This window comes from Bibersteinia trehalosi USDA-ARS-USMARC-188 (assembly GCF_000521725.1).
Taxonomy (GTDB): domain Bacteria; phylum Pseudomonadota; class Gammaproteobacteria; order Enterobacterales; family Pasteurellaceae; genus Bibersteinia; species Bibersteinia trehalosi.
This window is the reverse complement of record NZ_CP006954.1, coordinates 36,578-49,258: the sequence shown is the minus strand read 5'-3', so window position 1 is coordinate 49,258 and position 12,681 is coordinate 36,578. Positions and strand designations below refer to the sequence as shown.

Sequence of the window (12,681 nt, the reverse complement as noted above, 5' to 3'; positions counted from 1 at the left end):
TATTATTCCTCTACGATTAAGCCCATTGAACGAGCAGTACCAGCGATTGATTTCATTTTGGTTTCAATAGTTGCACCAGTCATATCCGCTGCTTTAGTTTCAGCGATTTGACGGATTTGATCTAAAGTTACTTTACCAACTTTATCTTTGTTTGGCTTACCAGAACCTGATTTGATACCTGCAGCTTTTTTCAATAATACTGCTGCTGGTGGAGTTTTGGTCACGAAAGTGAAAGAACGGTCTGCGTAAACAGTGATAACAACAGGAATTGGTAAACCTTTTTCTAAGCTCTCAGTACGAGCGTTGAATGCTTTACAGAATTCCATAATGTTCACACCTTGTTGACCTAATGCAGGACCAACTGGTGGTGATGGGTTAGCCATACCCGCTGCTACTTGCAGTTTAACGTAGGCTTGTACTTTTTTTGCCATTTTAAAGTTTCCTTTGTTGTGGGTGATAACGCTAATTACTTAGCTCCCCTGTGGTTTTTACATAAAAATACGAGCCAATAGGCTCGTAAGGAACGCGATTATAGAGAGATTATGATCGTTTTTCAAGCACATTTTCGTTTTTGCAAGAAATTCCCCAAAACTTACCGCTTACTTAAAACAAAAGGCGGAAATACCCGCCTTTGAAATATTAAGACTGTTTTTCAACCTGATTAAATTCAAGCTCAACTGGGGTTGCACGGCCGAAAATAGAAACCGAGACTTTGAGTCTGCCTTTTTCGTAATCCACTTCCTCAACCGTACCAGTAAAGTCAGCAAACGGTCCCTCAGTAACACGTACAATTTCACCTGCTTGGAATTCTTTACGGTGACGTGGTTTATCTGCGGTTTCTTGCACGCGGTTTAAGATACGATCAGCCTCCTTCTGTGTAATTGGTGCAGGCTTATCTGCAGTACCACCGATAAAGCCCATTACACGTGGCACGCTTTTCACCAAATGCCAAGTTTCATCATTCATTTCCATTTGAACTAATACGTAACCAGGAAAGAATTTACGCTCAGTTTTACGGCGGCGACCAGCCACATTTTCTACCACTTCTTCCGTAGGAACAAGCACTTCACCAAATTGGTCTTCCATTTTATGCAATTTGATGTATTCACGCAGTGTCATCGCAACACGGGCTTCAAAGCCAGAAAACGCTTGTAACACATACCAACGCATTCTTGTTGGCTCTTTTACTTCTAGTTCTGTTTCGCTCATCTTTAGAATCTCAAATTAGTTAGGAAGTTGATTACTGCAACGATAATAGAATCGATACCCCAAAGTGCTAACGCCACAACAAGGCACATTGCACCAACAATCAATGTCGTTTGTGTCGCCTCTTGACGTTTCGGCCAAATGATTTTACGCAACTCTTGGCGTGAATCTTTCATAAAACCAATCGCTTTTTGCCCCTGATTGGTCAATGCTGCAAACACAACTGCACCAACAAGCAACACGACTAATAAGAGTACACGAACAATTAACGAAAAGTGTGTTGCAAAATATGCATTACCGATAGCTGCAACGGAAAATAGTACGATCGCAATCGCCCATAATACGCCATTTAGCCCTTTACTTTTTACGCCTTTCTCAACTGTTTCGGCGTTTTTATTTTGAATTTCTTTTGCCATAGCTAACCTAAAAAATATAAAAAATGAACGTTCGAATTTTTTAAAGCGTGGAATTCTAGCATTTGTAGGGATTTCTTTCTATGCTTTTCGAAAGTTTTTCAAGAATTTCCCATTTAGCATTTATGGCAATAATCTCTCTAAACGCCATAAATCGGCAAACTCTGCCCGCTGTTTAATTAAATGGGCATCTGCACCATCCACCATAACCTCCACGGCCTGTGGACGGCTGTTGTAAGTTGAAGACATTGTTGCGCCATAAGCACCAGCAGAACGCACGGCAATTAAATCGCCTTCAGCGATCATCAGTTCACGCTGTTTACCTAAGAAATCCGAGGTTTCACAGATTGGCCCAACGACATCGTACACCGCTTTTTCTCGGTTAAGTGATAAATCAACTTCAATAATTTGCATATAAGCTTCGTATAAAGCAGGGCGAATCATATCATTCATACCAGTATCGACAATGGCAAAATTACGATCTTCATTCTCTTTTAGGTATTCGACTTTAGTTACCAAAATCCCAGCATTTGCTGTAATCGCTCGCCCTGGTTCTAAAATGATTTCTAAATTTGGATAATCCTTTAATTTTGCCAGCAATGCTGTTGCATATTCGCTTGGATGCGGAGGAGTTTCATTGGTATAAGGCACACCTAATCCTCCTCCCAAGTCTAGGTGATGTAGCTCAATACCGTCTTCTTTCAATTGTTCCATTAATATGATTAAACGATCTGTCGCATCTAAAAACGGTTGTAACTCGGTTAATTGTGAACCAATATGGCAATCCATTCCCACGATTTGCACATTCGGCAAGGTTTTGGCTAAACGATAGACATCACGCGCAACATCAACACTTACGCCAAATTTATTCTCTTTTAAACCAGTGGAAATATAGGGGTGAGTATGCGCATCAACATCAGGATTCACGCGCAAAGAGATTGGGGCTGTTTTTCCTATTTCACCGGCAACTTGGTTAATACGATGTAATTCAGCAATACTTTCCACATTAAAACAACGAATACCAACTTCTAACGCACGTTGTATTTCGCTATGCGATTTTGCTACGCCAGAAAACACTACTTTGCCGGCATCTCCACCTGCAGCAAGTACCCTTTCTAATTCACCTTGTGAAACAATATCAAAGCCTGAACCAAGCCTAGCCATCACATTTAATAACGCAATATTAGAGTTTGATTTCACCGCAAAGCAGATTAAGTGAGGATGATTGCCTAACGCGTTGTTAAAGGCATGCCAATGGCGCTCAAGGGTTGCACGAGAGTAAATATAGGCTGGCGTACCATATTGTTCAATAATGTCTGCCACAGCAACTTCTTCTGCAAAAAGTTGTTGGTTTTTGTAGTTAAAATAATCCATAAATGTTCCACGTTGTGTTTGTTAGCAAAAACAAGCTGTCGATTTTGCAAAAAATTTTGCAAAACTTTCCAAAAAATAAACCGCTTGTTAGGGTTAATGAATATGAGTTTGTTCACTTTCTGCAGGGAAATAGAGGGGGCCTTTTACGCCACATGCTGTTAATCCCAAGAGAGAAATGAGAGCTATCAGGAGAATTTTTTTCATTTTGTAGTCCTTGAATAAATAAGCGTAAATTCTACCGAAGAACAACTCAGAATGCACGAGCAGAAAACAAAAAGCCGCTTGAATTTAGATTCAAGCGGCTAGACATTACATTGGATTTATTTACCAATTTGGCTACCAATTACGCCACCTAACGCGGCGCCACCTAAGGTTGCTCCCGTGGATTCACCAATCACATGCCCTGCTGCTGCACCAACGGCAACACCAATTGCGGTATTTTTTTGCGTCTCACTCATACCAGAACAAGCTGCTAGGGTGGCAGCTACAGATAATACAGCGATTGTTTTTACAAATTTTTGCATAAAAATTTCCTCAATATTTTTTTGTGAGTGCGTCAAAATGGATAACGCAGCAACTAAGAGCTAAAAAAACACAATAAGTTCGCCTCCAAAAACAGAGTGATTTATTTTTAAGCAAAAAGAGCCGCGTTATACGGCTCTTTCACGCCTTATGCTTTTTTCTTTGACGTCTTTGCTGCGTCTTTCGCTGAGCTTGTTTTTTTCTTCTCCGTTTTACTTTTAGTTTTTGTGCTTTCTTTTGGCTGTGCTGATTTCTTTACTGTCACTTTTACTGTTTTCTTCGCAGCCGTTTTTGCACTTTTCGTTACTTTTTTACCCGATGACTGTGCAAAAGCAAAATCACTCACATCAATGTTATGCAATCCTGCCCACTCATTAAGTTTTTGTACAAAAACTTGTCCCATTGGTTTTGGATCCCCCGTAAACAGGGTTTGCAACCCATTATTTTCAATAATATGACGACGTAAAGCCAAACGCTCAGCATGATTTTCTGCTAAACGTACAGCTCGTTCAACATACTCATCAACCGTATTCGCAATCAACCACTCAGGCAAACCTAAACGCTTAAATAAACCTTCATCAATATGTTCATGCACTTCCGGCCCTGTTTTGCAGATACCAACTAAACCTAGAGTGACCATATCAATAATGCCGTTTGTATTCCCAAATGGAAATGGATTAACCAACATATCGCAGTTATGTAAAATCTGCATATATTGGTGATAAGGTGAGTGCGGATGTGCTGTTGCTGAATCGCCTAAATGACTCTTAATAAAGCGTTCAACGTAAGGATGAGTAATCCCACTAGACTGTCCCAAAGCAAAATGGAAATGTACTTTTACTTTAGCGCGATCTCGGATAGCTTTCAGCGCATCTAAGAAATATGGGTTTAATTTCATTGTCGTTGAGGCAATACCAATGTTCACAACCTCCGGATTCTCTCGTAAGCGATACTCAACAGAAGCAGGGGCTAAAGCAGATGGTACGTAAGGTAAAGCATCTTTTGGTAGGCGTAATAATTTCTCACTAAAACATGCTTCTGACCCCACATAATCATCTTCTACCACAACATATTCAATAAATTCTGAATGTGTTGTACCTGGGTGCCCTAATGCAATTGCTTGGATTGGTGCAAGGCGGGTATTGCTAGCAAAGATTGTAGTGAGATCCATACCAATACTTGGCATATAGAAAATAGCCGCACCATATTCTTCACATAAACGTTTAACAAAACTTAATTTTTCAAAGATTGTATTCCCTTCCACCAATCTAAAGTCGTCAAACACTTCTTGCCCCGCTTTATCTACAGCCGAACCACCAATACCAATTAAGTGGAAATGTTCACGTGCCGCTCGCATAGAAGTTGAGTGTGTACGGTAAATTGAATGCGCTGAATGGAAATGTTCTAACAGCACCACCATAACAGGTTTGCCGTTTGTTTTACCAATTTTGCTGATATCACGATCAACCCAGCCGCTTGTTACCAAATGACGACGCATTACTTGGTTCAAAGCGCGTTTAACATCATGTTTATTCGCAGCGACATCATAACTACAATGCATGTACACATCATGTGAAATGCTAGATGGTAAATTATCTAAATTTGGCAATTGTGCTAATTTTTCTGGGAACCACTGCAAAATCGCTCCCCGCTTACCAAACGCTTCTTTTGTCCCAATAAAGCGCGGAGACTGCAATGCAAAACACATTGAAGCACATAGGGTCGGATTTAATTGCCAAATCGCATCTAAATTTAATGAGATATTTGATTCTGGCAGATACATAATGCAGAATTTCACTAAGTCATTTGGATTAGCCGACAAATGTACGCTATTTGGATTACTCTTATCTGGGTTACGATTATATACCTGTAAGATATGATCGGAATTTATATATGGCGAGCAGGCAAACAATAACGCAATCCAACGTTGGTATGAAAAGAAGCGAACAGCTCCCCCTACAGTTAATGATAAGCTCTCATCACTAAATAACTCAGTGATTAAATCTGCCATTCTCGTTGAGAAATAGATTGTTTTTTCCTTTGATAAATTTGGATTATTTAATTGCTCTGGACAATTAAATTCAATACCATTGATACCACCAAAATTACTGTCAATTTGGGATAAGATATCTAATAACTCATTACATGCAGACTCATACTGCTTTGCTTTAACCGCTTGTTCAAAACGGATTACGCTTGGTGTTTTTTGCTCTTGCGACATATTTTTCCCCTTTACGTTAAAAATTAACAGGTTCCCCACAGATCATATTCATCTGCATTGGTAATTTTGACCGAAATAATCTGACCGACCGCAACATCTGTTCCTGAGAGATTATCTACATATACGACACCATCAATTTCTGGTGCATCAGCTTGCGAGCGCCCAATAATGCCTTCTTCATCAATTTCATCCACAATGACTTGCAAGGTTTTTCCCACTTTGGCTTGCAGGCGAGCAGCTGAAATCTCTTGTTGCAACGCCATAAAACGATGGAAACGAGCTTCCTTCACCTCTTCTGGCACTTGATCCGGCATATCCGTTGCCACTGCACCATCTACTGGACTAAATTTAAAACAGCCCACACGATCAAGCTGCGCTTCTTTTAAGAAATCCAACAACATTTGGAAATCTTCCTCTGTTTCCCCAGGAAAACCAACAATGAAAGTAGAACGCAACGTCAATTCAGGACAAATCTCACGCCACTTTTTAATACGTTCTAATGTACGCTCTATACTCCCTGGGCGTTTCATTGCTTTAAGAATTTTTGGACTAGCGTGTTGCAATGGAATATCTAAATACGGCAGAATTTTCCCTTCTGCCATAAGAGGAATTAAATCATCTACATGCGGATAAGGATAAACATAATGCAAACGTACCCAAACGCCAAGAGAGCCGAGCTTTTCACATAACGTCCCCAAATCGTTTTTAATTGGCATACCGTTCCAAAATACGGTTTTGGCAGAATTTTCTTTCTTCTTATCCAAGGCATAAGCTGATGTGTCTTGTGAAACCACCAAAATTTCTTTTACGCCTGCATCAACAAGGCGTTTCGCCTCATCTAACACTTGCACGATAGAACGACTATCTAAGTCGCCACGCATTGATGGGATAATACAGAAGGTACAACGATGATCACAGCCCTCTGAAATTTTCAGATAAGCATAGTGTTTCGGTGTGAGTTTAATGCCTTGTTTCGGCACAAGACTAGTGTAAGGGTTATATTCTGGTTTTGGCACATATTTATGTACGTGCTGCATGACAGCTTCGTAGCTGTGTGGGCCTGTGATTTCCAACACCTGTGGATGAACCTCACGAATTTGGTTCTCTTTTGCTCCCAAACAACCTGTTACAATAACTTTGCCGTTATTTTCTAAAGCTTCACCTATACTTTCCAGTGATTCTTGTACTGCGCTATCAATAAAACCACAAGTATTTACAATGACTAAATCCGCGCCTTCATAGGTGGGGATAATGTTATAACCATCCGAGCGCAATTCCGTTAAAATTCGTTCGGAGTCCACTAAATTTTTCGGGCAACCAAGGCTCACAAAGCCGATATTCGGTGCTGAACTCATAAAAATCCTAAAAAATAAAAATAGGTAATGACATAAAACACCCCATTCATAACAATGGGAAAAATAGAGGGGAATTGTACAGAATTTAAAGACAAAAAACGACCGACAAGCGGTTTATTTCAGCAAGAATTTTGCAAATTTTGTAAAGAAATAGACCGCTTGTCGTGAAAAGCGAGGGAATGAATGTAAAGAAACCTTTAACGATGCCAATAAGGGACGTTTTTAATTTGTGATAAATCTCTCTCTTGCTCGCAAACTTATTGCAAATTTTTTAGCATAGAAAGCACAATTTGAGACGATTTCTCTGCCGCTAATGGTAAAAACTCATCAAAAGAAAGATGAGATTCTTTGTCGGCAACATCCGAAATTGCGCGTACTACCACAAATGGTAAATCAAAAGCGTGGCAAACTTGTGCAATAGCAGCTGCCTCCATTTCTACTGCAGCAACTTGCGGGAAATGTTGGCGAATTTGGGCGATACTTTCCGCACCATTAATAAATTGATCACCACTGCAAATTAAACCTAATACTGCATTTAATCCTGCTTTCTCTGTCTCTGAAGCTGCCAAGTCAATGAGTTCACGATCAGCAATGAATGCCACAGGGTTAGCAGGCAATTGTCCTTTTTCATAACCAAATGCCGTTACATCAACATCGTGATGGCGAACTTCACTTGAAATAACAATATCACCTACATTTAAGTGGCTATCCAAGCCACCTGCAGAACCCGTGTTGATCACCATTTCAGGCTTGGCAATTTGCAACAAAAGTGTGGTGCCTACCGCTGCCGCTACCTTACCAATTCCGGATTGCAATAGTGCCACATTAGCCCCATTGATTTTGCCTTCATAAATTTTACAACCTGCAATCTCAATTGTGCGAGGATCATCCATCTTACTTAATAAAATTTCAACTTCTTGTGCCATCGCACCGATAATGCCTATCTTCATTTATTGTCCTTTTGAGTCATTTGTTTATCTTGCTTGGGTGCCGCATAGCCTAGCACCTCAGGGTTATTTTGGTTATCAAATAGATGATCAAGTACGGCATAAGTATAATCATCATTAAATAGTGTGCTATTTACTAGTACATATTTACCATTGATACTAACAAAAGGTGCTGTGATTGGTCTATACTTTCGATAATATTCTGTATATTCATCAAGTTTGGCTTTTACCTGTTCAGACCGAAGCAACTGCTTAAAACTAGCAATATCCACTTGATGTCGCTCAAGCCATTTTTCAATCGCTTTTTCACTTTCAACTAGGCTAGCTTCCTCTTTTTTACCTTCACTTTCAAAAAGATAAAGATCACTTAACTCCGGTCTTCCTAATACTTCAAAAGCCGCATGCAATCGAGCCACAAAAATTTTGCCATTTTTGAAATAAGGATAACGTACTAACTCGATCTTTTCAGGATGATACTTAGCATATTGCTTGAGATAATCATCTGCTATCACACAGCTGGCACAGTCATAATCAAAGAAAGAAACGACTTTAAGCTTGCCATTAGGCAATATTTCCTCATCAACAGCTTGGCGATAAGTAAAAAAACCTTTGCCATCGTAAAATAATGGTGCAGTTTCATTCGCCCAAAGCTTGCTATTTAAAGCGACAACAAGCAATAAAAAAAGTTGTTTAAATTTCATAAGCTACTAGACAAACAGTGCATCTTGCAAAATTTTCAGCAAAATGCACCGCTTGTTTAATTTAAATTACAAGATAAAACGGCTTAAATCTTCGTTTTCAACCACTTCACCTAAGGCTTCGTCCACATATTTTTCATCAATCGTGATTTTCTCGCCTTTACGTTCGCTAGCATCAAAGGAAATGCCGTCCATTAAGCGTTCAAGCACGGTGTGTAAACGTCTTGCCCCGATATTTTCGGTTTTTTCGTTCACACGGAATGCACTTTCAGCAATGCGGCTAATACCATCTTGGGTAAACTCAATCTCAACCCCTTCGGTTTTCATTAGCTCACGATATTGTAAGGTTAAAGAGGCATTAGGCTCGGTTAAAATACGCTCAAAGTCCTCTTTGGTGAGTGATTTGAGTTCCACACGAATCGGCAAACGCCCTTGTAATTCAGGCAGTAAATCCGATGGACGAGCCACTTGGAATGCCCCCGAGCAGATAAAGAGAATATGATCGGTTTTGACCATACCGTGCTTCGTGCTTACCGTAGAACCTTCAATAATTGGCAGTAAATCACGTTGCACCCCTTCACGAGACACATCGCCACCACTGTGTTCACCTTTTTTACAGATTTTATCAATCTCATCAATAAAGACGATACCATGTTGTTCTACGGCTTCAATCGCTTCTTGTTTGAGATCATCAGGATTAACCAATTTTGCTGCTTCTTCATCAATCAACACTTTCAACGCATCTTTGATTTTCATTTTGCGTTTTTTGGTTTTATTTGGCGACATTCCCTCAAAAATAGATTGCAACTGTGAAGTCATCTCTTCCATTCCTGGTGGGGTCATAATTTCTACCGAAACCTGCTGTGCCACATCAATTTCCACTTCTTTATCATCAAGCTGACCTTCACGCAATTTTTTGCGGAAAATTTGACGAGTAGAAGCGTTATCGCTTTCTTGCACATTGCCCCACTGATCTTTGGCAGGCGGCAATAAAATATCTAAAATGCGATCTTCGGCGGCTTCTTCGGCACGGAAACGATTTTTTTCAACCGCTTGGGCTTTAACTAATTTCACCGCTACATCGGTTAAATCACGGATAATCGAATCTACTTCTTTACCCACATAGCCCACTTCGGTAAATTTAGTGGCTTCTACTTTGATAAATGGCGCATTCGCCAATTTTGCCAAACGGCGAGCGATTTCGGTTTTACCCACCCCCGTCGGGCCAATCATCAAAATGTTTTTTGGCGTAACTTCTTGACGTAGCTCTTCGGGTAGTTGCATTCTACGCCAGCGGTTACGCAGAGCGATTGCCACTGCACGCTTGGCATCTTTTTGTCCAATAATATGGGCGTCTAATTCTGAGACGATTTCACGAGGGGTCATTGACATAATTATTCCTAAAATTCTTTTATTTTTAATTCATTGTTACCCCTTCCCCATCGGAGAGAAGGGAAAATATCACTACACTTCTTCAATCACATGATTATGATTGCTGTAAATATCAATATCGCCCGCAATTTTTAACGCTTCAGCGACGATTTCTTTGGCGGATAAATTATTTTCAGTGCGAAGCAGGGCAAGTGCTGCCGCTTTGGCATAATTACCACCCGAGCCTATGGCTAACACATCTTGCTCAGGCTCAATCACATCGCCCGAACCTGACACGAGCAAAAATTCACTCTCATTTGCCACAATCATCATTGCCTCAAGTCGTCTAAGCGAGCGTTCGGTACGCCACTCCTTGGCAAGCTCTACGGCAGCACGCACTAAGTGCCCTTGATGCAGTTCTAATTTTTTCTCAAATAGATCACGTAAAATAAACGCATCGGCGGTTGAGCCCGCAAAGCCTGTTACCACTTTATCTTTATATAAACGGCGAACTTTACGCACGGTGCCTTTCTCAATGCAATTACCAAGCGTTGCCTGACCATCACCACCGATAGCGACTTTACCATCTTTACGAACACAAACTATCGTTGTCATTTTTAATCCTTAATTTTGTAAAAAATTAAGGCATTATTTGGGGGCAAAAATCCACAATTCAAGCGAAACAATAGAAATTAAGAGCCTTTTGTTTTTTGATTTAAATCAAATTAAACGACTTTATACATATCCTATCAGGCAGATATTTTGCTAAAATTTCATCAATTTTGATAATTATTTCAAAATAAAAAATAATTCTTTTCACTTTTACTTGGAGTATTTATATGGGACTTTTTGAGCAAACCAATCCAGCACGTCGTCGCTATGGCGTAGCTATTTTTGTCGGTATCATTGCAGGGATTATTTCTGCATTCGTAAAATGGGGGGCAGAACATCCCTTCCCACCACGTAGCCCAATCGATCTTTTCACTAGCGCCTGTAAAGATCCATCACAGGCATTAGAAGTCTGTTCTCGAGCGTTCTTAAACCCACCACACGTTTTCTTGCGTGATTATATCGGCATTGATCCAACTGAAGCCGTATTCACCTTTGCCGATCATGCATTTAATTGGATTGGTGTTACCCATATGCTATTTTCATTAGTCTTTGCTATTGGTTACTGCGTTGTCGCAGAGCGTTTTCCAAAAATCAAATTTTGGCAAGGAATTGGAGCGGGTATCATCGCAAATATCTGTGTTCACTATATAACTTTCCCACTATTAGGCTTAACCCCGCCTGTTGCAGAGTGGCCGTTCTATGAGCATGTTTCAGAAATGGTCGGGCATATTTTCTGGTTTTGGACAATTGAAGTAATCCGCCGTGATTTACGTAACCGCATTACAAATGAGCCAGATCCTGAAGTTGCTCAATAAACCTATTCTTTATTGATTACCCCACAAAATCCGCTCTTGCAATTTCTTACGCTTGGGCGGATTTTTTTAATACTATTCCTACAGGTTTACCATTTTCCATGTCTACTTGAGCGTAATAGCACAGCGCTTCTACCCCACAAGCGGTCGCTTTTTCTAATAAATCTGCATAATTTGGGTCAATCTGGCGAGCCACTTCAAAGCGTTCAATTCCCGTATGCAAAATAGCAAAAAAGATTACAGCTCGCTTACCTTGTTCTCTTACTACGATTAATTCTCGCAAATGCTTTTGCCCACGTTCGGTCTTGGCATCAGGGAACATTCCAACACCATTTTCAGTTAAAAGTGTGGTCGATTTCACTTCCACAAAGCAGTCGGGTAATCTCTCATTTTTTAAGAGAAAATCAATGCGGCTATTTTCTTCGCCATATTTTTGCTCAGGCAAAATTTCAACATAATCAGCAAGCTCAATAATCGCCTTATTTTGCAAGGCTTCTTGCACTAGCTGATTTGCTCTATTGGTATTCACACAAATAAAATACCCTGATTGGGTCTCAGTTAATTCCCAAGTGTGTGCATGTTTGCGTTTAGGGTTATTCGATGTGGAAAACCACACTGTATCACCTACATTGGCACAGCCCGTCATCGCACCAGTATTCGGGCAATGAATGGTAATTTGAGTACCATCAGCAAGCTGAATGTCAGCAAGAAAACGTTTATAACGGCGTAGCAAAATGCCACTGTGTAGTTCAGGAAATTTCATACAACTCCAAAGGTAAATCATCAGGATCACGGAAAAACGTAAATTTTTTGCCAGTCAGTTCATCAATGCGGATTGGTTCGCAGGGAATGGCAAATTTTTGCAGATATGCTACCGCTTGTTCTACACTTTTTACTCGAAAAGCTAAATGGCGTAAGCCACAGGTTTCTGGCGTAGTAAAGCGTGGTGGAGTAATTGGAAAACTAAATAGTTCAATCTGAGAACCATCTTGAAAACGTAAATCAAGCTTATAACTTTGACGCGCTTGGCGATAAGTCTCCGCAATAATCTCTGCGCCTAAAATTTCTGTATAAAAGTGTTTCGATTTTGCATAATCGGAGCAAATAATTGCAATATGATGAAAACCTTGAATGGGAGACACTGTTATTT

At 40.2% G+C, this 12,681-nt stretch carries 15 protein-coding genes; 1 reads left to right on the top strand and 14 read right to left on the bottom strand.

The window, feature by feature from the left end; all coding sequences use genetic code 11:
• Window positions 1–2 precede the first annotated feature (2 nt).
• From rplK to hslV, 12 genes are all read right to left on the bottom strand, one after another.
• Window positions 3–431, bottom strand: coding sequence for a 50S ribosomal protein L11 (gene rplK / locus F542_RS00245; protein ID WP_015433611.1), 429 nt, complete (start codon window positions 429–431; stop codon window positions 3–5).
• A gap of 208 nt (window positions 432–639) precedes the next feature.
• Window positions 640–1,209, bottom strand: coding sequence for a transcription termination/antitermination protein NusG (nusG, locus tag F542_RS00240; protein ID WP_015433612.1), 570 nt, complete (start codon window positions 1,207–1,209; stop codon window positions 640–642).
• A 2-nt stretch (window positions 1,210–1,211) separates the two neighbouring features.
• Window positions 1,212–1,622, bottom strand: a complete 411-nt coding sequence (gene secE / locus F542_RS00235; RefSeq protein WP_015433613.1) for a preprotein translocase subunit SecE — start codon at window positions 1,620–1,622, stop codon at window positions 1,212–1,214.
• A gap of 120 nt (window positions 1,623–1,742) precedes the next feature.
• Complete coding sequence (lysA, locus tag F542_RS00230; protein ID WP_015433614.1) at window positions 1,743–2,993, bottom strand: diaminopimelate decarboxylase; 1,251 nt, start codon at window positions 2,991–2,993, stop codon at window positions 1,743–1,745.
• A 93-nt stretch (window positions 2,994–3,086) separates the two neighbouring features.
• Window positions 3,087–3,197, bottom strand: coding sequence for an LPS translocon maturation chaperone LptM (gene lptM, locus F542_RS10835; RefSeq protein ID WP_081601349.1), 111 nt, complete (start codon window positions 3,195–3,197; stop codon window positions 3,087–3,089).
• Window positions 3,198–3,313: 116 nt separating this feature from the next.
• Window positions 3,314–3,517, bottom strand: a complete 204-nt coding sequence (locus tag F542_RS00225) for a glycine zipper 2TM domain-containing protein (RefSeq protein WP_025266661.1) — start codon at window positions 3,515–3,517, stop codon at window positions 3,314–3,316.
• A gap of 146 nt (window positions 3,518–3,663) precedes the next feature.
• Window positions 3,664–5,736 (bottom strand): UDP-glucose:protein N-beta-glucosyltransferase, encoded by a 2,073-nt coding sequence (locus tag F542_RS00220; protein ID WP_025266660.1) that lies wholly within the window; start codon window positions 5,734–5,736, stop codon window positions 3,664–3,666.
• Window positions 5,737–5,759: 23 nt separating this feature from the next.
• The gene (gene rimO / locus F542_RS00215; RefSeq protein WP_015433618.1) at window positions 5,760–7,091 is read right to left on the bottom strand and encodes a 30S ribosomal protein S12 methylthiotransferase RimO; all 1,332 of its coding nucleotides are present in this window, start codon (window positions 7,089–7,091) and stop codon (window positions 5,760–5,762) included.
• Between the two features lie 257 nt (window positions 7,092–7,348).
• Window positions 7,349–8,041: a 5'-methylthioadenosine/S-adenosylhomocysteine nucleosidase gene (gene mtnN / locus F542_RS00210; RefSeq protein ID WP_015433620.1), complete on the bottom strand. Its 693-nt coding sequence runs from the start codon at window positions 8,039–8,041 to the stop codon at window positions 7,349–7,351.
• On the bottom strand, window positions 8,038–8,739 hold the full coding sequence (locus F542_RS00205) for a thioredoxin domain-containing protein (RefSeq protein WP_015433621.1): 702 nt from the start codon (window positions 8,737–8,739) through the stop codon (window positions 8,038–8,040). The genes mtnN and F542_RS00205 overlap by 4 nt, the downstream gene beginning before the upstream one ends.
• 66 nt (window positions 8,740–8,805) lie before the next feature.
• A complete protein-coding gene (gene hslU / locus F542_RS00200; protein WP_172635306.1) occupies window positions 8,806–10,131 on the bottom strand; it encodes an HslU--HslV peptidase ATPase subunit in 1,326 nt (441 codons plus the stop codon).
• A gap of 69 nt (window positions 10,132–10,200) precedes the next feature.
• Window positions 10,201–10,722, bottom strand: coding sequence for an ATP-dependent protease subunit HslV (gene hslV / locus F542_RS00195; protein ID WP_015433623.1), 522 nt, complete (start codon window positions 10,720–10,722; stop codon window positions 10,201–10,203).
• A 224-nt stretch (window positions 10,723–10,946) separates the two neighbouring features.
• On the opposite strand from hslV, the gene F542_RS00190 reads away from it, so the two are divergent.
• Complete coding sequence (locus F542_RS00190) at window positions 10,947–11,534, top strand: YagU family protein (RefSeq protein ID WP_025266658.1); 588 nt, start codon at window positions 10,947–10,949, stop codon at window positions 11,532–11,534.
• Window positions 11,535–11,580: 46 nt separating this feature from the next.
• Here the strand turns inward: F542_RS00190 and sfsA are convergent, their stop codons facing one another.
• The gene (sfsA, locus tag F542_RS00185; protein WP_015433625.1) at window positions 11,581–12,294 is read right to left on the bottom strand and encodes a DNA/RNA nuclease SfsA; all 714 of its coding nucleotides are present in this window, start codon (window positions 12,292–12,294) and stop codon (window positions 11,581–11,583) included.
• A complete protein-coding gene (gene gloA2 / locus F542_RS00180) occupies window positions 12,281–12,673 on the bottom strand; it encodes an SMU1112c/YaeR family gloxylase I-like metalloprotein (RefSeq protein ID WP_015433627.1) in 393 nt (130 codons plus the stop codon). Before gloA2 ends, sfsA begins: the two co-directional genes overlap by 14 nt.
• Window positions 12,674–12,681 lie beyond the last annotated feature (8 nt).